Annotated in this window: 20 protein-coding genes, 1 other RNA gene and 1 pseudogene; 10 read left to right on the plus strand and 12 right to left on the minus strand. The window is 65.8% G+C overall.

Features of this window, described 5'->3' with window-relative positions:
* The first annotated feature begins 119 nt into the window (after positions 1–119).
* A pseudogene (locus ACVWW6_RS10300) lies at positions 120–747 on the plus strand (glutathione S-transferase family protein).
* A gap of 170 nt (positions 748–917) precedes the next feature.
* Here the strand turns inward: ACVWW6_RS10300 and ACVWW6_RS10305 are convergent.
* From ACVWW6_RS10305 to ACVWW6_RS10315, 3 genes are all read right to left on the minus strand, one after another.
* Positions 918–1,553, minus strand: coding sequence for a LysE family translocator (locus tag ACVWW6_RS10305; protein WP_456680657.1), 636 nt, complete (start codon positions 1,551–1,553; stop codon positions 918–920).
* 275 nt (positions 1,554–1,828) lie between these two features.
* Positions 1,829–4,900: a DNA polymerase I gene (gene polA, locus ACVWW6_RS10310; protein WP_456680658.1), complete on the minus strand. Its 3,072-nt coding sequence runs from the start codon at positions 4,898–4,900 to the stop codon at positions 1,829–1,831.
* Between the two features lie 216 nt (positions 4,901–5,116).
* Positions 5,117–6,184, minus strand: a complete 1,068-nt coding sequence (locus tag ACVWW6_RS10315; RefSeq protein WP_456680659.1) for an acyltransferase family protein — start codon at positions 6,182–6,184, stop codon at positions 5,117–5,119.
* A 193-nt stretch (positions 6,185–6,377) separates the two neighbouring features.
* On the opposite strand from ACVWW6_RS10315, the gene ACVWW6_RS10320 reads away from it, so the two are divergent.
* The 4 genes from ACVWW6_RS10320 to ACVWW6_RS10335 all read left to right on the plus strand — a co-directional run bounded on the left by ACVWW6_RS10320 (position 6,378) and on the right by ACVWW6_RS10335 (position 12,627).
* Positions 6,378–7,694: a UDP-glucose dehydrogenase family protein gene (locus ACVWW6_RS10320; RefSeq protein WP_456680660.1), complete on the plus strand. Its 1,317-nt coding sequence runs from the start codon at positions 6,378–6,380 to the stop codon at positions 7,692–7,694.
* 122 nt (positions 7,695–7,816) lie between these two features.
* Entirely contained in the window at positions 7,817–10,291 is a 2,475-nt protein-coding gene (hrpB, locus tag ACVWW6_RS10325) for an ATP-dependent helicase HrpB (protein WP_456680661.1), read from the plus strand.
* 129 nt (positions 10,292–10,420) lie between these two features.
* Complete coding sequence (locus ACVWW6_RS10330) at positions 10,421–10,933, plus strand: TIGR02281 family clan AA aspartic protease (protein WP_304549123.1); 513 nt, start codon at positions 10,421–10,423, stop codon at positions 10,931–10,933.
* 194 nt (positions 10,934–11,127) lie between these two features.
* Positions 11,128–12,627 (plus strand): phosphomannomutase/phosphoglucomutase, encoded by a 1,500-nt coding sequence (locus tag ACVWW6_RS10335; RefSeq protein ID WP_304549121.1) that lies wholly within the window; start codon positions 11,128–11,130, stop codon positions 12,625–12,627.
* Between the two features lie 148 nt (positions 12,628–12,775).
* Here the strand turns inward: ACVWW6_RS10335 and ACVWW6_RS10340 are convergent, their stop codons facing one another.
* From ACVWW6_RS10340 to ACVWW6_RS10380, 9 genes are all read right to left on the minus strand, one after another.
* On the minus strand, positions 12,776–13,285 hold the full coding sequence (locus tag ACVWW6_RS10340; protein ID WP_011090847.1) for an Lrp/AsnC family transcriptional regulator: 510 nt from the start codon (positions 13,283–13,285) through the stop codon (positions 12,776–12,778).
* A gap of 67 nt (positions 13,286–13,352) precedes the next feature.
* On the minus strand, positions 13,353–14,300 hold the full coding sequence (locus ACVWW6_RS10345) for a sugar kinase (protein WP_304549117.1): 948 nt from the start codon (positions 14,298–14,300) through the stop codon (positions 13,353–13,355).
* Between the two features lie 13 nt (positions 14,301–14,313).
* Positions 14,314–15,258, minus strand: a complete 945-nt coding sequence (gene nudC / locus ACVWW6_RS10350) for an NAD(+) diphosphatase (RefSeq protein WP_304549116.1) — start codon at positions 15,256–15,258, stop codon at positions 14,314–14,316.
* A gap of 11 nt (positions 15,259–15,269) precedes the next feature.
* On the minus strand, positions 15,270–15,689 hold the full coding sequence (locus tag ACVWW6_RS10355; RefSeq protein WP_304549115.1) for an HIT domain-containing protein: 420 nt from the start codon (positions 15,687–15,689) through the stop codon (positions 15,270–15,272).
* A 266-nt stretch (positions 15,690–15,955) separates the two neighbouring features.
* A complete protein-coding gene (locus ACVWW6_RS10360) occupies positions 15,956–17,083 on the minus strand; it encodes a muconate cycloisomerase family protein (RefSeq protein WP_304549114.1) in 1,128 nt (375 codons plus the stop codon).
* On the minus strand, positions 17,080–17,835 hold the full coding sequence (locus tag ACVWW6_RS10365) for an SDR family NAD(P)-dependent oxidoreductase (RefSeq protein WP_456680662.1): 756 nt from the start codon (positions 17,833–17,835) through the stop codon (positions 17,080–17,082). The genes ACVWW6_RS10360 and ACVWW6_RS10365 overlap by 4 nt, the downstream gene beginning before the upstream one ends.
* Positions 17,835–18,629 carry an amino acid ABC transporter ATP-binding protein gene (locus ACVWW6_RS10370; protein WP_011090841.1) on the minus strand — a complete coding sequence of 265 codons (795 nt, stop codon included), beginning with the start codon at positions 18,627–18,629 and terminating at the stop codon, positions 17,835–17,837. Before ACVWW6_RS10370 ends, ACVWW6_RS10365 begins: the two co-directional genes overlap by 1 nt.
* Positions 18,626–19,288: an amino acid ABC transporter permease gene (locus ACVWW6_RS10375; RefSeq protein WP_027547482.1), complete on the minus strand. Its 663-nt coding sequence runs from the start codon at positions 19,286–19,288 to the stop codon at positions 18,626–18,628. Before ACVWW6_RS10375 ends, ACVWW6_RS10370 begins: the two co-directional genes overlap by 4 nt.
* A gap of 137 nt (positions 19,289–19,425) precedes the next feature.
* On the minus strand, positions 19,426–20,280 hold the full coding sequence (locus ACVWW6_RS10380; protein WP_456680663.1) for a transporter substrate-binding domain-containing protein: 855 nt from the start codon (positions 20,278–20,280) through the stop codon (positions 19,426–19,428).
* Positions 20,281–20,462: 182 nt separating this feature from the next.
* Between ACVWW6_RS10380 and ffs the strand changes: the two genes are divergently transcribed.
* The 5 genes from ffs (at position 20,463) to ACVWW6_RS10405 (ending at position 23,914) form a co-directional block, all read left to right on the plus strand.
* An RNA gene (ffs, locus tag ACVWW6_RS10385) (signal recognition particle sRNA small type) lies at positions 20,463–20,559 on the plus strand.
* A gap of 94 nt (positions 20,560–20,653) precedes the next feature.
* Positions 20,654–22,495, plus strand: a complete 1,842-nt coding sequence (locus ACVWW6_RS10390) for a DNA polymerase III subunit gamma/tau (RefSeq protein ID WP_456680664.1) — start codon at positions 20,654–20,656, stop codon at positions 22,493–22,495.
* 26 nt (positions 22,496–22,521) lie between these two features.
* Positions 22,522–22,842 carry a YbaB/EbfC family nucleoid-associated protein gene (locus ACVWW6_RS10395; protein ID WP_304549103.1) on the plus strand — a complete coding sequence of 107 codons (321 nt, stop codon included), beginning with the start codon at positions 22,522–22,524 and terminating at the stop codon, positions 22,840–22,842.
* A gap of 1 nt (position 22,843) precedes the next feature.
* Complete coding sequence (gene recR, locus ACVWW6_RS10400; protein ID WP_011090836.1) at positions 22,844–23,446, plus strand: recombination mediator RecR; 603 nt, start codon at positions 22,844–22,846, stop codon at positions 23,444–23,446.
* Between the two features lie 30 nt (positions 23,447–23,476).
* Complete coding sequence (locus ACVWW6_RS10405) at positions 23,477–23,914, plus strand: hypothetical protein (RefSeq protein WP_456680665.1); 438 nt, start codon at positions 23,477–23,479, stop codon at positions 23,912–23,914.
* Positions 23,915–24,021 lie beyond the last annotated feature (107 nt).

Raw genomic sequence — 24,021 nt, forward strand, 5'->3', positions numbered from 1 at the left:
GGGGACAGGTCCAGTCAACAGGGATCGGCCGACGATCGGCCATCCCGGACCGCCGGTTGTGGGGTCGCAACCTTCTGGAGTAGGTGGGGGCTCATGCCTTTTGGGGAAGGAAACGACGCATGACCATCGAGCTGCACACCTGGAACACGCCGAAACGGCCGCAAGATCTCGGTTGCGCTGGAGGAAATGGGGCTGCCCTACAAGGTGATCCCGGTGAACATCACCAAGGGCGAGCAGATGGCCCCGGAGTTCCTGAAGCTCTCCCCCAACAACAAGATCCCTGCGATCGTCGACCCCGAGGGGCCGGACGGCAAGCCCGTCAGCATCTTCGAATCCGGTGCGATCCTGCTCTACCTGGGCGAAAAGACCGGCAAATTCCTGCCGAAATCGCTCGCGGGTCGTATCCCGGTCTACGAATGGCTGATGTGGCAGATGGGCGGCTTCGGCCCGATGCCCGGCCAGGTGCATCATTTCATCGCGCTCGAGAACGAGCAGGACCGCGCCTACGGCCTGAAGCGCTTCATGGCCGAAACCCGCCGGCTCTACGGCGTGCTCGACCGCCGGCTGGCGGACCGCGACTTCGTCGCCGGCGACCTCTCGGTTGCCGATTTTGCCATCCTGGGCTGGGCCTGGCGCCATCCACGCCACAAGGTTGAGCTGGCCGACTTCCCCAACGTCAAGCGCTGGTACGAGGCCCTGATGGCGCGGCCTGCGGTGAAGCGGGGCATGGACGCGAAGCTGGATTGATTGGGCCTTTTTCCCTCCCCCCTTGTGGGGGAGGGTGGCTCGCCGCGTAGCGGCGAGACGGGCGAGGGGTCTGTCTCCACGAACTCATCCGCATCTGTGCTCGGGGAAGCAACCCCTCATCCGGCGCTTCGCGCCACCTTCTCCCACAAGGGGAGAAGGAAGAAAGCCAATCACACCTTCCGCGCTTCCACCGCCATCCTGACCGCAAGCCCGGCCAGCACCGTGCCCATCAGCCAGCGCTGCACCAGCATCCAGCTCGGCCGGTTCGCCAGGAACAGCGCGATCGAACCTGCCGCGAGCGCGATCATCGCATTCACGCTGACGCTGATCGCGATCTGGATCGCGCCCAGCACCACCGACTGCGTCAGCACTCTGCCGGCTGCGGGATCGATGAACTGCGGCAGCAGCGCCAGATACAGCATCGCGATCTTCGGGTTGAGCAGGTTGGTGACGAAGCCCATCGCGAACAATTTGCGCGGGCTGTCGATCGAAAGCGTCTTCACATGGAACGGCGAGCGCCCGCCCGGCTTCACCGCCTGCCATGCCAGCCACAGCAGATAACCGGCACCGGCGAAGCGCAGCGCGTCATAGGCAAACGGAATGGCGAGCAGCAGCGCCGTGATGCCGAACGCCGCGCACAGCATGTAGAACACGAAGCCGAGCGCCACGCCGCCGAGCGAGACGATGCCCGCCGCCGGCCCCTGCGTGATCGAGCGCGAGATCAGGTAGATCATGTTCGGTCCCGGCGTGAGCACGAGGCCGAGGCAGACGAGAGCGAAGCCGAGCAGCGCGGAAGTGTGGGGCATGGGAGAACCGGTGCAGGAGATGCGGTGGTTCTAATATGCGCCGCGCCGCCGGGCCATCGCGCAATTGCTCGGAGGACAATTCGATTCAGTGCGTGTCTCTCTGGCGTCGTCCCGGCGAAGGCCGGGACCCATACCCCCAGGGAGAAGTGTGGTGCGGGATCGTAGTGGGCAATCTTCGCCCAACTCGATCCTGTGGTTATGGGTCCCGGCCTTCGCCGGGACGACACCGTGTTTGTGGCGTCAGCGAAGCGCAAGTGAGCCGAGGTGAAGAGCCGTCAATGCGCCTCGTCCCAGTTCTTCGCCGCGCGTGCATCGACATGCAGCGGCACGGACAGCAGCACGGCCGGGAACGGCGCGTCCTGCATGACGTGCTGCACGACCGGCAGCGTCGCCTCGACCTCGGCGTCCGGCACCTCGAAGATCAATTCGTCATGCACCTGGAGCAGCATCTGCGCCGAGAGTTTCTTCTCGGCGAGTGCGTCCTCCACCCGCGTCATGGCACGGCGGATGATGTCGGCGGCGGTGCCCTGAAGACGCGCGTTGATCGCGGCGCGCTCGTTGAAGGCGCGCACCGAGGCATTCGACGCCTTGATATCAGGATAGTGGCACTTGCGGCCGAACAGCGTCGTGACATAGCCGTGGCTCCGGCAGAAGTCCCGCGTCTCGTCCATATAGGCGCGGATGCCGGGGAAGCGCTCGAAATACTTCTTGATGTAGGCCGACGCCTCCTCGCGCGCGATGCCGAGCTGGTTGGCGAGGCCGAACGCCGAGATGCCGTAGATGATGCCGAAATTGATCGCTTTGGCCCGGCGGCGGATTTCGCTCGGCATGCCCTTGATCGGCACGCCGAACATTTCCGAGGCGGTCATGGCGTGAATGTCGAGACCGTCGCGGAACGCCTGCTTCAGCACGGGGATGTCGGCGATCTCGGCCAGCAGCCGCAATTCGATCTGCGAATAGTCGGCGGACACGAGCTTGTGCCCGGGCGTCGCGATGAAAGCGCGGCGAATCTTGCGGCCGTCCTCGGTGCGCACCGGGATGTTCTGCAAGTTCGGCTCGTTCGACGACAGCCGGCCCGTCGTGGTCGCGGCCAGCGCGTAAGTCGTGTGCACGCGATGGGTCTGCGGATTGACGTATTCAGGCAGCGCGTCGGTGTAGGTCGATTTGAGTTTCGAGACCTGGCGCCACTCCAGAATCTTCTTCGGAAGGTCGTGGCCCTGCTCGGCGAGCTCGTCGAGCACCTGTGCGGTGGTCGACCATGCGCCGGTCTTGGTCTTGGTGCCGCCCGGCAGGCTCATCTTGCCGAACAGGATGTCGCCGATCTGCTTGGGGCTGCCGACATTGACCGGCTCGCCCGCGATCTCCTGGATCTCAGCTTCGACGCGGGCCGCGGTCTGGGCGAAGTCGCCGGAGAGACGCGACAGCACCTGGCGATCGATCGAGATGCCGCGCCGCTCCATGCGCGCGAGCACCGCGACCAGCGGCCGCTCCAATGTCTCATAGACCGTCGTCATGTGCTCGGCGACAAGGCGCGGCTTCAGCACGCGCCAGACCCGCAAGGCCATGTCGGCGCCTTCCGCTGACAGCGGCGCGGCCTTGTCGATCGGGACCTGGTCGAACGTGATCTTGCCCTTGCCGCTGCCGAGCAGCTCGCCCGCCTTCAGCATGGCGTGGCCGAACCAGCGCTCGGCGAGCGATTCCAGCCCGTGCGAGCCGCGGCCGGCGTCGAGCACATAAGAGATCAGCTGGGCGTCGTCGGTGTTGCGCAAGGTGATGCCGTGCTGCGCCAGCATGACGGCGGTGAATTTGACGTCGAAGCCGATCTTGAGGATGCCCGATGATTCCAGCACCGGCCGCAACGCGTCGATCGCGTCGGCATGCTTGACCTGATCGGGCGCGAGGCCGGCATCGAACAGGCCGGCGCCGCCGCCGGACTGCTTGTGCGCCAGCGGCACGTAACACGCATCGTTCGGCGCGAGCGCCAGCGCGACGCCACAGAGATCGGCCTGCATCGGATCGATCGAGTTCGCCCTGATCTCGATCGCGACATGGCCGGCATCGTGAATGCGCGCGATGAAGGCGTTCAATTCGGCGAGCGTCTTGATCGCCTGGTACTTGCCGCGGTCGACCGGAAGCTTGCGCAGCGCCTCTTCGCGCGCGGCGGCGAGCGAGATCGGCGCGCCCTTGATGCTGGCCGACTTGCCGCCTTTGTCGCCGCCCGTTGCCGTAACCGCAGGAGCGGCGAAGAGATCGCCGGACGTCGCGGACGAGGTCGTCCTGGCCGCGCTGTCGCCGCCGCGGGCCTCGCTGCTGTTGGCCACATCGGCATCGACATTGGCGGGATCGATCTGCGAATAGTCGGCGACGCGGCGCGTCAGCGTGGAGAACTCCATCGCCTTCAGGAAGGCGATCAGCTTGCGCGCGTCGGGCTCGTGGACGGCGAGGTCGTCGAGCGGCACCTCCAGCTCGACCTTGTCGTCGAGCAGCACCAGCTTGCGCGAGATCCGCGCCTTTTCGGCATTCTCGATCAGCGCCTCGCGCCGCTTCGGCTGCTTGATTTCGGTCGCGCGGAACAGGAGCTGCTCGAGGTCGCCATATTCGACGATCAGCTGCGCCGCGGTCTTGATGCCGATGCCGGGCACGCCCGGCACATTGTCGGTGGAATCGCCGGCGAGCGCCTGCACCTCGACCACCTTCTCCGGTGGAACGCCAAATTTCTCGATCACCTCGGGAATGCCGATCCGGCGATCCTTCATGGTGTCGTACATCGTGATCCTGTCGTTCACGAGCTGCATCAGATCCTTGTCGGAGGACACGATGGTCGTGGTGGCGCCGCGGTCGCTGGCCTCCCGCGCATAGGTCGCGATCAGATCGTCGGCCTCGAAGCCGCCTTGTTCCAGGCAGGGCAGGTCGAAGGCGCGCACGGCCTCGCGGATCAACGCGAATTGCGGGATCAGATCGTCGGGCGCCGGCGGCCGGTGCGCCTTGTACTCGGGGTAGATCTTGTTGCGGAAGGTGACCTCCGACTTGTCGAACACGATGGCCAGATGCGTCGGCCGGTTGTCGGCTGGCATGTCGCGCAAAAGCTTCCACAGCATGTTGCAGAAGCCGAGCACGGCATTGACCTGAAGACCGTCGGATTTGCGGTTCAGCGGCGGCAGCGCGTGATAGGCGCGGAAAATGTAGGAGGAACCGTCGACCAGGAAGACATGGTCGCCCTTGCCGGCCGCCTTCGCCGCCACCGGTTTGGCAGCAGTTGTCGCAGCGGATTTGCTGTCGGCGGCCGTCTTGGGCGCGGCAGCCTTGGTGTCAGCTTTGGCGGTGGTCTTCGGGGATGTCTTGGGCATGGCCGCAATGTATGAATTTTTGCGGGCTTTGACAGCCTTGGGAGGGGGATTTTTGGGCTGACGGCGCGACTATCCCCCGCTGTCATTCGCCGCATCCCCACAGTCATTCCCCGCGAAGGCGGGGAATCCAGTACGCCGCGGCTTCTCGGCTCAATCACTGGCGTCTCGGCGTACTGGGTCGCCCGTTCGAGCCGGGCGACGACACCGAGAGTGCAGCTACTCCGCCGCCTGCAACCGCACACCCGCCTTCTTCGGCGCGATCCAGAACGCATCCGGCCGTTCGAACAGGAAATCGGCACCGAGCCGCAGGGCGGCCTGCCAGATCGCGAGCGATCCAAGCACGCCGGCGATGGTGACGATCAGCGACACCGTGCCGATATCAGGAATGACGCCGGTGCGCAGCAGCAGCGTGCGCGTTGCCGCCATCGGCAGGAAGAAGGCGAGATAGATCACGATCGAGTGCTCACCGCAGAAGCGGAAGAAGTTCAGCCACTGCGCGCGCGCGAGCAGCGTGCCCATCGTGATGATGGCGCAGGCGCCTGCAAAGCCGAGCAGGAGCGAGACGACCTTCCATTCGCTGGCCCCATACGCGACAAGGCCGGCATTCATCAGCGCCCAGGTCGCGAGCGCTGCGAGTGCAGGCCCAGGCTGGCTGCGCGCGCGATCCGACAGCGCGAACACGTAAGGCGCGAACAGATAGCCCGAATAGAAATAGACGAAGCGCGCGCAGAACTCGTCGATCGCGGTCCAGCCGGTCGCGATGCGCGCCGTCTCCAGCGCCGCGGCGATCAGCCAGATTGCGAACGGCGGGACGCGCCGTGTCAGTTTTGTGACGACGAAGAAGACCGGCAGCAGGTAGATGAACCAGAGCGTGCCGAACGGCTCGATGAAGGATTCGAGGTACAAGAGGCCGACCTCGCGCCAGCTCGTCTCCGCCGCGAAGGCGGGCGCCTTGAAGCCGAACTGGATTGTCACCCAGACGACATAGAAATAGGCGAAATGCACCACCTTGCGGTCGAGATAGGTTCGCCAGTCGCGGTCGATCACCAATGACAGGAACAGGCCCGAAATCAGGAAGAAATCCGGCATCCGGAACGGCTTTGCGAAGGCCACGGCGACATGCATGAAACCGGTCTCGCCCGCGGCGAGCTCGACCCCCAGCACCGAATGCATCATCACGACCATGACGATGCAGATGCCCTTGGCATAGTCGACCCAGTCGACACGTGCGGCAGAAGGGGCGTTAACGCCCCCGTTCCCAGGGATTGTGCCTGATGGTGCCATGGTGTCCCGTTTCGAGGCGTGTTCCACCCGGCTCTGTGCGGGCGTGATGCAGTGTGGGGCCTTGCGGCTTACGACTTCTTTACCGGTTCAATTCGCGTGCCGGTTTTTGCTCGCAGACTGTTCCCTTCCATCGGGAAAATGCTAAACCGCCCCGCATTGGGGTTTCGTTAACCAAGCCAAGACAGGGTTTCTCATGCGAATCGCGATGATCGGAACGGGCTATGTGGGACTGGTGTCCGGAGCCTGCTTTGCGGATTTCGGTCACGACGTCACCTGCGTCGACAAGGACGAGAAGAAGATCGCGGGGCTCCATCGCGGCGAGATTCCGATCTACGAGCCCGGGCTCGACGAGCTGGTCGCGACCAACGTCAAGGCCAAGCGGCTCGACTTCACCACCGACCTGTCGAAGCCGGTCGCGGACGCCGATGCCGTCTTCATCGCGGTCGGCACGCCGTCGCGCCGCGGTGACGGCCACGCCGATCTGTCCTACGTCTACGCCGCCGCGAAAGAGATCGCGCAGTCGCTGTCGGGCTTCACCGTCGTGGTGACCAAGTCGACCGTGCCGGTCGGCACCGGCGACGAGGTCGAGCGCATCATCCGCGAGACCAATCCCAACGCCGACGTCGTCGTCGCCTCCAACCCCGAATTCCTGCGCGAGGGCGCGGCGATCCGCGACTTCAAGTTCCCCGATCGCGTCGTGGTCGGCACCTCCGACGAGCGCGGCCGCAAGGTGATGAGCGACATCTATCGCCCGCTGTCGCTGAACCAGGCGCCGCTGATGTTCACGGCGCGCCGCACCGCCGAGATGATCAAATACGCCGCCAACGCGTTCCTCGCGACCAAGATCACCTTCATCAACGAGATCGCCGATCTCTCCGAAAAGGTCGGGGCCAACGTGCAGGAGGTCGCGCGCGGCATTGGCCTCGACAACCGCATCGGCACCAAGTTCCTGCATGCAGGTCCCGGCTTCGGCGGCTCGTGCTTCCCGAAGGACACCAAGGCGCTGATCAAGATCGCGCAGGACTACGACGTGTCCTTGCGCATCGTCGAATCCGTGCTCGCCGTCAACGAGAACCGCAAGCGCGCGATGGCGCGCAAGGTCAGCCAGGCGCTCGGCGGCTCGCTGCGCGGCAAGACCATCGCCGTGCTCGGCCTCACCTTCAAGCCCGACACCGACGATATGCGCGATGCGCCGTCGATCCCGCTGGTGACCGGCCTGATCGACATGGGCGCCAAGGTGAAGGCCTTCGATCCCGTCGGCATGGAGCAGGCCAAGGGTGAGCTGCCCAGCATCACCTATTGCGAGGACGCCTATTCCTGTGCGCAAGGCGCCGATGCGCTGGTTGTCGTCACCGAATGGGTGCAGTTCCGCGGCCTCGATCTCGACCGGCTGAAGAGCGTCATGGCGCAGCCCGTCGTCGTCGACCTCCGCAACATCTACAGCCCCGAAGACATGCGCGCCGCCGGCTTCACCTACGAGAGCGTCGGCCGTCCGTCGGCGCAGGGCTGATAGCGACACACGATTGTCATACCCCGCGAAGGCGGGGTATCCAGTAACCCCGATCTTCGTGATGATTGGGACCTGAGTTTACTGGATCACCCGCCTTCGCGGGTGATGACGGACCGAGACCTTTGCCCCGCAGCTTCGACACGCCCCTCCCGATCGATGCCGTGCTCGACGATTTGTCGCGCACGCTCGAGGCACACAATGCGGCCGTGCTGGTGGCCCCGCCCGGCGCCGGCAAGACCACGCGCGTGCCTCTGGCGCTGCTCGATGCGCCCTGGGCCAAGGGCAAGAAGATCATCGTGCTGGAGCCGCGGCGCATCGCGGCGCGCGCCAGCGCCGATCGCATGGCCAAATCGCTCGGCGAGCGGGCAGGTGAGACCGTCGGCTACCGCGTCCGTTTCGGCTCGAAAATATCGCGCGCGACGCGCATCGAGGTCGTGACCGAAGGCATCTTCACCCGCCAGATCATGGACGATCCCGAGCTCTCCGGCGTTGCCGCCGTCCTGTTCGACGAATTCCACGAGCGCTCGCTCGACGCCGACATGGGCCTTGCGCTGGCGCGTGACGCGCAAACCGGCCTGCGCGAGGATCTGCGCATTCTCGTGATGTCGGCAACGCTCGACGGCGCCCGCGTCGCAAAGCTGCTCGGTGAGGCGCCCGTCGTCGAAAGCGAGGGCCGCGCCTTTCCGGTCGAGACGCGCTATCTCGGCCGCAAGGCGGACGCGCCGATCGAGCGGCAGATGGCGGATGCGATCGCCTCGGCGCTTCGCGCCGATGGCGGTTCGGTGCTGGCGTTCCTGCCCGGCGCCGCTGAAATCCGCCGCACCCAGAATTTCCTCGGCGAGCGCGTCCAGGACGCCAGTATCGAGATCGTGCCGCTGTTCGGCGCGCTCGATGCCGCCGTGCAGGATCGCGCCATTGCGCCCGCGCCGAAGGGCACGCGCAAGGTGGTGCTGGCGACCTCGATCGCGGAGACCTCGCTCACCATCGAAGGCGTCCGCATCGTGGTCGATTCCGGTCTTGCCCGCGTGCCGCGCTACGAGCCTGATATCGGCCTGACCCGGCTCGAGACCGTGCGCGCTTCGCGCGCCGCGGTTGACCAGCGCCGCGGCCGCGCCGGCCGCACCGAGCCGGGCGTCTGCTACCGGCTCTGGGACGAGCCGCAGACGGCGTCGCTCGCGCCCTACACCCAGCCCGAAATCCTCAGCGCCGATCTGTCCTCGCTGGTGCTCGATCTGGCGCAATGGGGCGTCACTGACCCCGCCGCGCTGTCGTTCCTCGACCCGCCGCCGCAGCCGGCCTGGAAGGAAGCCAAGAGCCTTCTCAGCGAGCTCAATGCGCTGGATGGCGACGGCCGCATCACCGCGGAGGGCAAGAGCCTGCGCGCGCTGGCATTGCCGCCGCGGCTGGCGCGCATGATCGTGGATTCGCATCGCGCCGGCGCGGGCGGAGACGCCGCCGAGATTGCGGCGATCCTCACCGAGCGCGGGCTCGGCGGCGACAGCGCCGATCTCGAGCACCGGCGCGACCAGTTCCGCCGCGACCGCTCGGCGCGCGCATCGAGTGCGCGCGACCTTGCCCGGCGCTGGGCCTCGCAGGTCGCGGCGTCAGAACAGGAGGGGCCGCAGGAAGATCTCTCGACCGGCCTGATGCTCGCCTACGCCTTCCCGGACCGCGTCGCGCGCAATCGCGGCAACGGCAGTTTCGTGCTCGCCAACGGTCGCGGCGCCGCCGTCGAGCAGACCTCGTCGCTCGCCCGCGCGCCCTATATCGCGATCGGCGAAATGACGGGCACGGCGGCGAGCGGCCGCATCCTGCTCGCCGCGCAAATCACCGAGGACGACATCGAGCGGCATTTCGCCGAGCATATCGAGACCGTTGACGAGATCTCGTTCGATCGGGGCGCGATGGCGCTGCGTGCACGGCGCAAGCGCGCGCTGCATGCGATCACGCTCTCTGAAGCTACGCTGGCTGTGTCGCCGTCGGAGGAGACCGCGCGCATCTTCGCGGATGGTCTGATCGCCGCGGGCCTCGACCGGTTGCCCTGGTCGAAGGCGGCCAAGCAATGGCGCGACCGCGTGATGTTCCTGCGCAAGGCCGAAGGCGACAGCTGGCCTGACCTGTCCGACGACGGGCTGATCGCGCGGCGCGACGACTGGCTGGTGCCCGCGCTCTACGACAAGATAGCGCTCAAGGATATCTCCGCCGGCGATCTCTCCGATGCGCTGATGGCGCTGTTGCCGTGGGAGATGCGCGCACGGCTCGACCGCGAGGCGCCGACGCATTTCGAGGCGCCGACCGGGACCGTGCTCGCGATCGACTACGAGGCCGAGCAGGGGCCGACCATCGCAGTGCGGCTCCAGGAGTTGTTCGGCCTCAACACCCATCCGTCGATCGCGGCCGGCAAGGTGCCGCTGGTGCTGGAATTGCTGTCGCCGGCGCAGCGCCCGGTGCAGGTGACGCGCGATCTCCCCGGTTTCTGGCGCGGCAGCTACGCCGCGGTACGCTCCGACCTGCGCGGCCGCTACCCGCGCCATCCCTGGCCGGAAGATCCGGCGAATGCATTGCCGACCCGGCGGGTCAAACCGCGCGGCACCTGAGAAATCACGAACCCGCATTAACCGTCCGCTCATCCTTTTCGTCAAAATGGCACTGGCCCGGCCGCGGCGTCGCTCGCGGACGGTCGTGTCGCGTGGTGAAATCGAGCTTTCCGGCTCGGAAGTGGTGTGATGCGTAACATAATGATCCTCGCGGCCATCATGATCGGCCTCGGCACCTTCATGGCGCAGATGGCGGACAGGATGAGCTCCGCTTCCGCCACGTCAGCGCCGCGCCCGACGGTCGCGGTCGCAACCACGGCGCCGGCCGGTGGCCGCAGCCTCGCCATTGGCCGCGACGGCCGTGGCCATTTCCAGACCGAGGGCCGGATCGAGGGCCAGCGCATCGGCTTCATGGTCGACACCGGCGCCTCCGTCGTTGCGCTGAACGAGACCTCGGCCGCCCGCTTCGGCCTGCGTCCCTCGCGCGGCGAGTACAACGCCACCGTCTCCACCGCCAACGGCACCATCAAGGCCGCGCGCACCCGCATCGCCATGCTGGAGGTCGGCGGCCTCGTCGTGCGCGACGTCGACGCCATGGTGTTGCCGGACGAGGCGCTGTCGGAAAACCTGCTCGGCCTCTCCTTCCTGTCCCGGCTGAAGCGTTTTGAGTACGCCAACGGGCAGATGGTGCTGGAGCAGTAAGAGCCTCCCAAAGGCTCCTGCGACCGTATATTTCAAAAAGCGTCGTTGTTTCGACCGCTCTCGCGGTCAGATTTCCCCCGTTGCTAAACTGCCGCAATTATAAGCCACAAGCTGCCATTCCCGCCTTCCGCTGCGGCCTGGCATTCGCTAAGGCTGCATCAAATCCTGCCCCCCTTCTTCACGAGACCGTCTCAATGTTTCCCAAGCCGAAATCCGTCTTGTTGCCCAACACCTACGCCTTCGAATCCGAGCCGATGGTGAAACCTACGGGTTTTCGCGAATACGACGCGCGCTGGCTGTTCCAGAAGGAAATCAACCTGATGGGGATCCAGGCGCTCGGCATGGGGCTGGGCGCACTGATCGCGGAACTCGGCGTCAAGCAGGAGATCGTCACCGGCCATGACTTCCGCGGCTATTCGGCCTCGATCAAATATGCGCTGATCTCCGGCCTGATGGCGGCGGGGTGCAAGGTGCACGACATCGGGCTCGCGGTGACGCCGATGGCCTATTTCGCGCAGTTCGATCTCGACGTGCCCTGCTGCGCGATGGTCACGGCCTCGCACAACGACAATGGCTGGACCGGCGTGAAGATGGGCGCCAACCGCCCGCTGACCTTCGGCCCGGACGAGATGACGCGGCTCAAAGAGATCGTGCTCAACGCCGATTTCAAGAACAAGGTCGGCGGCTCCTATCAATTCCACGAGAATTATCCGGTGCGCTACATCGCCGATCTCACCAGCCGACCAAAGCTGACGCGCAAGCTCAAGGTCGTCGCGGCCTGCGGCAACGGCACCGCGGGCGCATTCGCGCCGCAGGTGCTGGAGGCGATCGGCTGCGAGGTGATCCCGCTCGACACCGAGCTCGACCACACGTTCCCGAAATACAATCCGAATCCTGAAGACATGGAGATGCTGCACGCGATCCGCGACGCGGTGCTGCAGCACAAGGCCGATGTCGGCCTCGGCTTCGACGGTGACGGCGACCGCTGCGGCGTCGTCGACAACACCGGCGAGGAAATCTTCGCCGACAAGGTCGGCGTGATGCTGGCGCGCGACATGTCGGCGATCCACAAGGACGCGCAGTTCATCGTCGACGTGAAATCGACCGGCCTCTTCATCACCGATCCGGTGTTGCAGAAGCAGGGCGCCAAGACCACCTATTGGAAGACCGGCCATTCCTACATGAAGCGCCGCACCCACGAGACGGGTGCGCTCGCCGGCTTCGAGAAGTCGGGCCACTTCTTCTTCAACAAGCCGTATGGACGCGGCTATGACGACGGCCTGGTCTCGGCGATTGCGATCTGCGATATGCTCGACCGTGCCCCCGGCAAGTCGATGGCCGACCTGAAGAACGCGCTGCCAAAAACCTGGTCGTCGCCGACCATGTCGCCGCATTGCGCCGACGAGGTCAAATACGGCGTCATCGACGCCGTGGTGAAGCATTTCGAAGGCTTGCAGGCCAAGGGTGCCAAGATCGGCGGCCAGGCGATCCGCGATCTCGTCACCGTCAACGGCGTGCGCGTCACGGTGGAAGACGGCAGCTGGGGCCTGATGCGCGCCTCCTCCAACAAGCCCGAGCTCGTGGTCGTGGTCGAGAGCCCGGTCTCCGAGCAGCGCATGCACGACATGTTCGAGATGGTGAACAGCGTGCTGCGCACGCATCCCGAAGTCGGCGCGTACAATCAGACGATCTGAGAGGGGCCGGTATCACCACATGCACTGCGTCATGCCCCGCGCAGGCGGGGCATCCAGTACGCCGCGGCCTCCCGGTTCAATCGCAGGCGTCTCGGAGTACTGGATCGCCCGGTCAAGCCGGGCGATGACACTTTTCGTGTGGTGAGCTCTAAGCCGCCACCACCGCCGGAATCGGCAGCGCGGTGACCGACTTGATCTTCTCCATCGCGAAGCGCGAGGTGACGTTCTTCAGCGGCACGGCGCTGATCAGCTTCTTGTAGAACACGTCATAGGCCTGCATGTCCGCGACCACGACGCGCAGCATGTAGTCGACGTCGCCGGCCATCCGGTAGAACTCCATCACCTCGGGCATGGCGCTGACGGCCTCGGCGAACTTCTTGAGCCAGGCGTCGGAATGATCGGAGCTCTCGACCGAGACGAACACGGAGATGCCGAGCCCGATCTTGTTCTGGTCGACGAGGGCGACCCGTTTCAGGATCACCCCGTCGGCCTCCAGCCGCTGGATGCGTTTCCAGCAGGGGGTCGAGGACAGGCCGACACGATCGCCGATCTCGGCGACGGACAGGGAGGCATCCTCCTGGAGTACCATCAGGATCTTGCGGTCGATGGCGTCGAGGCGGCGGCTGGTCTCGGGGATCTGGACGGCGAGGTCAGTCATTTGAAGAACTTTGTTTCATTATAGGGGTCGATTTCCCTGATATAGAGAAAATCTTTCCACGACAAGCCTATAATCTTGGCGACCCGCCCGGCGCCCTCGCTGGCGGTCCGTCTAAAAGCCTTTCAACTTCAACGCGTTGCGGGGCAGCCAGGCCGCCACCATGGCGGGTACATTTCAGCGCTGCGGCAGCCGCGGCGAATCGCAGCGCCTCCCGTACCACCGCACCCTCGGCCAGGCGAAGCGTGAAGGCGCCATGGAAGACGTCGCCGGCGCCGAGCGTATCGACCGCCTGAACCGGGAAGGCCGGTGTCTCCTCAAGCTCGCCTGCATCGTTCAGCCAGATCGTACCGAGGGGACCGCGTGTGGCGGCGAGGAAGGCCGACGTCAACCTCGCCAGGTGCCGCAATGCTTCGCCGTCGTCGGCGATGCCGGCAGTCTCCTGCACCTGTTCACTGGCGAACAGAAGATGCGAGGCCGCCGTGAGCAGGCCGTCCTGCAAAGACATCGCGCGGTCCACGCCGACGACGGCGGGAATGCCGCGCCGGCGTGCCTCGGCGCAGAGGGAGGTCGCGAACCCTGCACAGCGGCTTTCGACGAGGACCGCCCGACAATCGGCGAGCAGGGCGTCGGCATCGGGCAGCTCCACGCTCCACAGGCCGGGATCGCGATAGATCGTGAGTGTCCGCTCGCCGGAGGGCTCGATCATGATCGCGGAGACGGGCGTCGTCAGGCCTGGCATGCGCACGATATGGCCGATGTCGATGCCTTCCTGCGCCATCCGTTCGAGAATGAAGCCGCTCGACGTCTCCCGCGCATCGCCCATGGGACCCGCGAACGAGACGCGGCCGCCAAGCCGTGCCATCGCGATCGCGGCATTGAGCGCGTTGCCGCCGCAGATCTCGGCGAAATGCGTGGCATTCGCCTTGCTGCCGCGCGCAGGCACGGCCTCCAGGCGAAAGGTCAGGTCGCGCACGGGAATGCCGATGCAGAGGATGCGCGGCGCGGTCCCGGCCATCGCTGGCCTCAGCTCAAGCGCCGCTCTTGTCGTGCACCCAGCGGCCGAGCAGATGATGGGCGATGGCGAAAGGATGCGGGCCGGCGAGCCCGTCGGGATGCGTCCGCGTCAGCATCAGTGCCGCCTCCTCGCGCGTGAACCAGCGCGCATCCTCCAGCTCGGAATGATCGACGACAATGTCCTCGTTCAGCGCCCGCGCGCTGCAGCCGATCATCAGCGACGACGGGTAGGGCCACGGCTGCGTCATGTAATACTGCACGTCGGTGCAGCGGATCCCGGATTCTTCGAGGATCTCCCGGCGCACCGCGTCCTCGATGGTCTCGGCGGCCTCGACGAAGCCGGCGAGGCAGGAAAACATGCCCGGCGGAAACTGCTTCTGGCGGCCGAGCAGGCATTTTTCTCCGGAGGCGACCAGCATGATCACGACCGGATCGGTGCGCGGAAAATGCTCGGCCTTGCAGGCAGGGCAATCGCGCTTCCAGCCGCCTTCCTTCATCGCGCTGCGCGTGCCGCAATTGGCGCAATAGCCGTGGCGCTGGTGCCAGCTCACCATCGACTTCGCCATCGCGATCGCCGAAAGCTCGTCGGGGGGAATCGCGCCCTGCATGGCCATGCCGCGCAGCTCGGTGAGGCTGTAGTCCTCGCGGCCGACCAGCTTCTCGGCGGCGGCCTGCGACAGGCCCATGCCGAACACAGCGGCGCCGTCGCGTAAGCCTAAGAAGATCGTGCCGGGATTGGCGCCGCATTTCAGCGCTTCGTCGATTCCCAGCAGCGCGCGCACTTTTTCGCCTTCGCGCTTCACCAGCAGCGAGTCGCGGTGGACGACATAGGCGCGCGAGGTCGGCTTCTGCTCCAGCGCGAACAGCTTTTCGTCATCGCGGCGCAGATGCGCCGCGCGGTCGAGGATGTTGGTGACGAAGGCCGGCTGCCCCAGCGGAAATGCGTCGAATGCTGACATTTCTTGTTCTTTCAACCCAACCAGATTTTTCGGCGAAGCGCGCTGATGAAATTCTGCACCTCTGTGGCGTCATGCGCCAAGGGCTGCATCACGCCCCAGACCGGCCGCGGCCAGGCGGCGTCACCGGTGCGGCGGGCGATGATGTGGACGTGAAGCTGCGGCACGAGGTTGCCGAGCGCCGCGATATTGAGCTTGTCGCATTTGGTGATCTCCTTCAGCGCGCGCGAGACGCGGGAGATCTCGGTCATCAGCTGCGCCTGCTGCACCTCGTCGAGATCGATGATCTCGACCGCATCGACGCGCCGCGGCACCAGCAGCAGCCAGGGATAATGCGCGTCCTTGATGACCAGCACCTTCGACAACGGCAGGTCGCCGATGTCGATGGTGTCCTCTTTCAGGCGGGAGTGCAGCGACCAGGCGGGTTCGGACATGAAGGTTTTCCGGATGGCCCGGTGGGACGGGCTTGTTGGGCCCGACCATACGATACCGATTCCGATAGGGGAAGGATCGGGGCTCCGCCGCTACTGCATACACGGTCGTCGCCCCGGACAAGCGCAGCGAAGCGGAGCGCTGGTCCGGGGCCCATAACCACAGGGAGTAGTTTGGTGAGGACACGCAGTTGCCAGCCCCCGCCACCACCTCTTCCTGTGGTTATGGATTCCGGGCTCGCGCTTTGCGCGCCCCGGAATGACAGAAACTACGCCTCCGCGAGCACCCGCGCATTGGCGCGGACCGAGGCTTCGCTGACGCGGATGCCGAGACCGGGGCCGTCGGGCACCACCACGTGACCCGCGCGGTTGGCGACGCGCTCTTCCAGCACGTCCTCGGTGAGCACATGATGCGGCATGTAGAATTCGCAGCCGAGCGAGATGCCCGGCGTGGCCGCAATCAGCTGCGTACCTGCGGCAAGGCCGATGCCGCCCTCCCACAGCGTGCCGCCATAGCCGGGCAGGCCGGCAATGTCGGCGATCGCCATGATCGCCTGCGCCTCGAACAGGCCGCCGGCCTTCATCAGCTTGATCGAGACGGCGTCGGCCGCCTCGCGTCGCACCACCTCCATCATGTCGCGGCGGTCGAAGCAGCTTTCGTCGGCGAGCACGGGCGTTTCCAGCGCCGCGGTGAGCTGCGCCATCACGTCGAGATATTTGCGCGGCACCGGCTGCTCGATGAAGGTCGGCGCAAACTCCTCGACATCGCGCAAAATCTTGATGGCGCCGAACGGCGCCAGCGCCTGGTTGTAGTCGACACGGAGGTCGACCTTGTCGCCGAATTCCTTCCGGATTGCCTCAAGATGATCGAGATCCTCGCGGTGCGGCTTCACGCCGGTCTTGACCTTGTAGATGACATTGCCGTCCGGAACCATTTTTCGCATGCGTTCGAGATCGGCGGGAAAGTCCGGATCGGCAATCGAGAACGACAGCGGGATCGTGTCGCGCACGCGGCCTCCGAGCAGGTCGGCGACCGACAGCCCCGACGACTTGCCGACGATGTCGAGCAGCGCCATCTCGATTCCGACCTTGGCTTCGCCATGTCCGACCAGCGCGCGGTCGAGCTCGGCCATTAGCGCCCGGATGCGGCGCACCGGCTTGCCGAGCACGATCGGGCGCAGATAGATGTCGAGCGCGGAGAACGCGGCTTCCGGCGTGCCCGTGAAGACCTCCCACGGTGCCGCCTCGCCCCAGCCGATCACGCCGTCGCTCGAGGTGAGCTCGATCAGCACGCGCTTCACCGTGCCCTTGACGTTGCCGACGCCCTGCAGGCGCGCCATCTTGATCGGGCTTTCGATCAGGAACAGCCTGATGCGTTCGACGGTTGCTTCGGTCATGTCAGGCCTCCATTGACGTGCCAGACCTGGCCGGTGACGTAGGATGCTTTGGGGGACGCCAGGAAGGCGATGATTTCGGCCACTTCCTCCGGCCGCCCGCGGCGGCGCATCGGAATCAGCGCTTCGGTCGCAGCGATCTGCTCGGGCGACAGCCGGCTCTCGCTCGGCTTGTCCTTGACGATGAGGCCCGGTGAGACGGCGTTGACGGTGATGCCGTCTTTCGCGAGTTCGACCGCAGTGAGCCGCACCAGCGCCTCCAGAGCGGAGCGGCTGGCGGCCGTTGCCGCGAACGGCGCAAACTCGGGGCGGATCGCGTGGGCCACGAAGGACGACACCGCGACGATCCGAGCGTCGCGGCCGGCGCGCAGCAGCGGCAGCGCGGCGTCGACCAGGCGCGTGAAGGCCAGCGCGGATTCGTCCATCGCCGCGCGGAATTCATCCGCCGGCGTGCCGATCGCGCTGCCGCGGCGGGCATGGCCGCCCACGAGGATCAACCCATCGAGCCGGCCGAAGGCGGTTTGCGCAGCGGCGACGGCGTCGGTGGCGGCGGCCTCCCCGGCGAGGTCGCCGAGGCATTTTGCGACCACAGCGCCTTGCGCTTCGGCTTCCGCCGCAGCGGCATCGAGGCCGGCCGCATTGGAGCGCGTGTGCAGCAGCAGCGCGGTGCCGGGCGCCGCGAGCAGTCTTGCGGTGGCGCGGCCGATGCCGCTGGCGGCACCGGTGACGAGATAGACGCGATTGATATCGGACATCAGGATGTTGCGTTGGCCGGCGGCAGCGCGCCGGTGCGGTGGAAATGGCTGAGGAAGGCACGCGTCGCGGCTTCCTGGGGATTGTCGATCACCTGCCGCGCTGGGCCTTCCTCGACGACGACACCGTCGCGCATGAAGATGAGGCGGTCGGCGACCTCGCGGGCAAAGGCGATCTCATGGGTCACGATCACCATGGTCATGCCCTCCGAGGCCAGCCGCTGCATGACGGCGAGCACCTCGCCGACGAGTTCAGGGTCGAGCGCCGAGGTGGCCTCGTCGAACAGCATCACGTCCGGCTCCATCGCCAGCGCCCGCGCGATCGCGACGCGCTGCTTCTGTCCGCCCGAGAGCGTCGCCGGATACTGGTCCGCCTTCTCGGCAAGGCCGACCTTTGCGAGCTGCGCACGCGCGAGCTTCTCGGCGTCGGCCCTGGCCATGCGGCGCACCGTGACCGGTCCCTCCATCACGTTCTGGAGCGTGGTCATGTGCGGGAAAAGGTTGAAGTGCTGGAACACCATGCCGGTGGTGGCGCGGAATCTTGCAAGTGTCTTCACGTCGGGCAGCTTTGCGCCCTCGCCGAACTGGAAGCGTGTATCGCCGACGCGAACGCTGCCGCCATCAGGCGTCACCAGAAGATTGACGCAGCGGAGCAGCGTCGACTTGCCCGAGCCCGACGGGCCGATCAGCGCCACGACGCCGCCCTTGGCGACGTCGAGGCTGATGTTCTTCAGGACCTCGTTGCTGCCGAAGCTCTTGCGTAAGGCGCGGATCTCGATCTTCGAAGTGTCGCTCATTCGCCGACCGCCAGTCGCTTCTCGCCGCGCCGGACGATGATGGTGAGCGGAATCAGGATCGCGGCATAGGCGACCGCGACCGCCGTGTAGGTTTCCAGCGGCCGGTAGCTGTCATGGGCCGCGACCTGGCTCTGATAGACGAGGTCAGGCACCGCCAGCACTGAGACCAGCGAGGTGTTCTTGAACTGGATGATCGACTGGTTCATCAGCGCCGGGATCATGCGCTTGATCGCCTGCGGCAGCACGATGCGCCGCATCGCCTGGCCAGGGGTCATGCCGAGCGCGGCACCCGCTTCGGACTGGCCCTTGTCGATCGAGACGATGCCGCCGCGGATGATCTCCGAATAGAACGAGCCGCCATAGAGCGAGAGTGCCAGCGCGGAGGCCGTGATCGGCGTCATCTCGACGCCGGCGAGGATCGGCAGCGCGTAATAGAACCAGATCAGCTGCACCAGGATCGGCGTGCAGCGGAACGCCTCGATGAAGGTGAGGGCGACGAGGCGCACCGCCTTGAAGCGCGACAGGCTGCCGAACGCGCCGAACAGGCCGAACACCAGTCCGAGCACCACGATGACCACGGTGAAGCCGACGGTGACGCCGAGCCCGTTGAGAAAGAGCCAGCGATAGCTCCAGAGAATGCCGAAGTCCCAGTGATACATGCGTGCGTTTACTCGTCGCGGGTGCCGTTTGCACCGTCATTCCGGGGCGCGACGAAGTCGCGAACCCGGAATCCAGAGATTGCAGTGCGAGATTCCGGGTTCGATGCTTCGCATCGCCCCGGAATGACAGTGGGAGCTTACAACGAAACGCCCGGCGGAATGTCCGCCTCGGTCACGCCCACCAGCTCCATGTTGGTGATGATCGCGTTGCGGATGAAGCCGAGGCCCTTGTTGAAGTCGATCCAGGTGTTGACGTAGTCGCGCCAGGTCTTGTCGGTCTCGCGGCGGAAGCCGGCGTTCGACGTGGTGGCGAAGATCGGCGTCGGCAGCACGAACTGGCCGAGCGAGGGATTCTTTTTCAGCACGGTCAGCGACAGCATGGTGATCAGGCATTGCGCGTCGACGCGGCCGGTCTGCAGCGCGGCGGTGGCGTCATCGGCGGTCTTCAGCCGCGAGATCTGCGCCTTCGGCATCAGGCGGCTGACGACCTGGTCGTGCGAGGAGCCCTGGTCGACCGCGATCTTGACGTCGGGCGAGTTCAGCTCGGCCCAGGTCTTCGGCTTGAAGTCCTTCTTGCACAGGATGCCGAAGGCGTTGTTGAAGACCGGCACCGAGAAATCGACCACCAGCGCGCGCTTCGGGGTCGGGTTGAGGCCGAAGAAGATGTCGATCTTGTTGGACTGCAGGTCGAGCACCGAATTGCCCCAGGTGGTCTCGGTGATCTCGAGCTCGGCTTCCATGTCGTCGGCGAGCGCCTTGGCGATGTCGACGTAAAAGCCCTTCCACTGGCCGCTGGCGAGGTCCTTCATGTAATAGGGTGCGCCGCCGCCGACCGCGCCGATCCGCATCTTCTTGGTGCGGCGGATGCGGGCGAAGGTCGATTCGTTCGGATCGGCGGCCTGGGCCACGGCCGGGGACGCCAGTGCGCCCGCGGCCATCGCGCCAACGGCGCCAAGTCCGACAATCGATGCAACATCACGACGTGTAACCATTGGGATCAATCGCTTTTCTGGTTGGATGGGGTTCCGGCAAGGTTCTAGCAAGGTGGTCTCATCAGCGAAAGCACAGCCTGTCGGCTGGGCAGACCGGGAATTGCCCGGATGCTGGGCAAACTCAACCGGTTCAAGCTGATACCCGCTTGCTTTCCCGACCTTTTGGCCCCAAATAGGGACCGGGAGATTGGCGGTGGACGAGCCACTCGCCAACCGGGTCAGGTCCGGAAGGAAGCAGCCCTAACGAGGTCCGGATCGGGTCGCTCGTCAGTCTCCTACCTGTTTTTCCGAGCGAATTGCGCCGGCGGCCCTGCCGCCAGCGCGCTCCTTTCCGCAAGAGCCGGCCGAGAGAGATTTCATTGCGGATCGACCGATGACCGACGCTGGCGCCCCTCCTAACTCCGATAGCGCCAGCCAGGGTGGCAACGCGCCTTACCGGGTGCTGGCGCGCAAATACCGCCCCTCCTCGTTCGACGACCTGATCGGCCAGGAGGCCGTGGTCCGCACCGTCTCCAATGCATTCGAGACCGGGCGCATCCCGCAGGCCTGGATCCTCACCGGCGTCCGCGGCGTCGGCAAGACCACCACCGCGCGAATTCTTGCCCGTGCGCTCAACTACGAGATGCCGGACGGCTCGGTGAAGGGCCCGACCATCCACATGCCGACCTTGGGCGTGCATTGCCAGGCGATCATGGAAAGCCGGCACATGGACGTGCTGGAGATGGACGCGGCCTCGCATACCGGCGTCGACGACGTCCGCCAGATCAATGACAGCGTGCGCTACGCGCCGGCCAGCGCCCGCTACAAGGTCTACATCATCGACGAAGTCCACATGCTGTCGACGGCGGCGTTCAACGCCTTCCTGAAAACGCTGGAGGAACCGCCGGAGCACGCCAAGTTCGTGTTCGCGACGACGGAGATCCGCAAGGTTCCGGTCACCGTGCTGTCGCGCTGCCAGCGTTTCGACCTGCGCCGGGTCGAGGCCGACGTGCTGATGAAGCACCTCGCCAGCATCGCGGCGAAGGAAAGCGTCGAGATCGAGCCCGAGGCGCTCGGCATCATCGCGCGTGCCGCGGAAGGCTCCGTGCGTGATTCGCTGTCGCTGCTCGACCAGGCGATCGCGCATGCGGCAGGCACGGTGAAAGCCGATGCGGTCAGGCAGATGCTGGGCCTCGCCGACCGTACGCGTGTGATCGACCTGTTCGATTCGCTGGCGCGTGGCGATATCGCCGCCGCCTTCAAGGAGTTCCGCGACCAGTACGACGTCGGCGCCGATCCGATCGTTGTGCTCTCGGACCTCGCCGAGTTTGTCAATTTCGTCACCCGCGTGAAGATCGTGCCGGCGACCGCCGAGAATGTCGCCTATGGCGAGACCGAGCGGGTGCGCGCGCGGGATTTCGCGTCAAAAATCTCGATGCGCGTGCTGTCGCGGATGTGGCAGATGCTGCTCAAGGGCATCACCGAGGTGCAGGCCGCGACGCGCCCCGCCGCCGCCGCCGAGATGGTGCTGGTGCGCATCGCCTATGTCGCCGACCTGCCGACGCCGGACGAGGCGATCCGGATGCTGGAGCAGAACGGCGGCGGCTCGCCGGTCGTGAGCGGCGGCAGTGCGGCGCGCAGCGCGCCGGCGGCGCCGGTTGCGTCTGCTGCGCCTGCCGTCTCGGCTGCGCCCATGCGCGCGCCGACCTCATCGCCGTCGTCGTTCGGCGGCGGTGCTGCCCGGCCGCAGATGGCGGCGCCCGCGCCGGATCCGCAAGCCGCGGCACCCCAGCTGCGCATCACGAGCTTCACCCAGCTCGTCGCGCTTGCCGGCCAGAAGCGCGACATCATGACCAAGGCCGCGCTCGAAGCCGACATGCGCCTCGTCCGTTTCGAGGAGGGCCGGCTGGAAGTCGCGCTCGAGCCCAATGCCTCCAGGACCATGATCACCGAGCTCGCGCGCAAGTTCGAACTCTGGACCGGCCGGCGCTGGACCGTGATCGTCTCCAACGAGCAGGGCCAGCCGACGCTGCGTTCGGTGAACCAGGCCGCCAAGCAGGAGCATGCGCGCACCGCGGAGGCCGATCCGCGCGTGCAGGAGGTACTGTCGCGCTTCCCCGGATCGAAGGTCGTCGAGGTCCGCAGGCTTGCCCCCGAGACGCCGGAATCCAATATTAACGCCGACTATGGCAGTGACGATCCGCCCGACGGTTCCGATACCGACGACGATCTCTGAGCCTATCTTTCCAAGGACACGGGACTATGGCTGACTTTCTCGGAATGATGAAGCAGGCGGCGCAGCTGCAATCCAAGATGCAGGAGATGCAGGACGCGCTCGGCAGTGTGGAGGTCGAAGGCATCTCCGGCGGCGGCCTCGTCGTGGTGCGTATGACCGCGAAGATGGACGTCAAGGGCGTGAAGATCGATCCCTCGCTGATGAAGGCGGAAGAGCGCGAGGTGCTCGAGGACCTGCTCGTGACCGCGCTCGGCGATGCCCGCCGCAAGGCGGAGGCCGCCGTGCAGGAGAAGATGCAGTCGCTCACCGGCGGGCTCGGCCTGCCGCCGGGGCTGTTCGGCCAGTAACATGGGCGCGGTTGCAGGTCCCGAAATCGAGCGGCTGGTGCAGCTTCTCGCACGGCTGCCGGGCCTCGGTCCGCGCTCCGCGCGGCGCGCCGCGCTGCATCTGATCAAGAAGCGCGAAGCGCTGATGATGCCGCTGTCCTCGGCCCTCCAGGTCGCGCTCGACAAGGTCCAGGTCTGCAAGACCTGCGGCAACATCGACACGCAAAATCCCTGCACGGTCTGCACCGATCCGAAGCGCGATCCCGCGATCATCGTGGTCGTCGCCGATGTCGCCGACCTCTGGGCGCTGGAGCGGGCCAATGCGACTCAAGGGCGCTATCATGTGCTGGGTGCGACATTGTCGCCGCTCGACGGCGTCGGCCCGCAGGATCTCACCATCGACGCGCTGGTCGCGCGTGCGCATGCTGCCGAGGTCCACGAAGTCATCCTGGCGCTGAACGCCACGGTCGACGGCCAGACCACGGCGCACTACATCACCGACCTGCTTCAGGACGCCAACGTAAAAGTAACCCGGCTCGCCCATGGTGTGCCGGTCGGCGGCGAGCTTGATTATCTCGATGAAGGTACGCTATCGGCCGCGATGCGGCAGCGGACCCTATTCTAGCTATCCTACAGACCTTACGGAACGGACGACATGACGAAACTTTTCGCCACTCGATTGGCTTTGGCCGCGACGATGATGCTGCTGGTGACGCCGGCCATCTCCGCGCAGCAGGACGACGCGGCGCCGCCGGCGCCCAAGCCCGGCAAGCCGATCAACACCGGCGACGTGCTCTCCGGCGAATTGAACGCAATGAAGGTGCGCGACGTCAAGAACGCCGGCAAGCGGATCGCGATGTATCAGATCACCTCCGAGCCGCGCCGCCTGCCGGCGCCGAACGGGCTCTGCAATCTCGAAACCGGTCCAGAGACCTTCCAGCTCGTTCCGAACGGCGATGCGCAGGCCGCGCAGCTGAAGACCTTCGTCGGCAAGGAAATCTCGATCAAGGTCGACGAAGTCGCCTGCGCCAGCGATCCCGGCCAGATGAGCGAAGCCGTGGTCACGAAGTGGAGCATCATCAAGAAGCAATAGGGGGTGATTCGCGACGCCTTCTCCACAACTCTGGTGTCATCGCCCGCGAAGGCGGGCGATCCAGTACCCCGCGGCTTCTCGGTCAATCACAACTGTCTCTGGAATAC

The organism is Bradyrhizobium sp. USDA 3311, assembly GCF_054062495.1.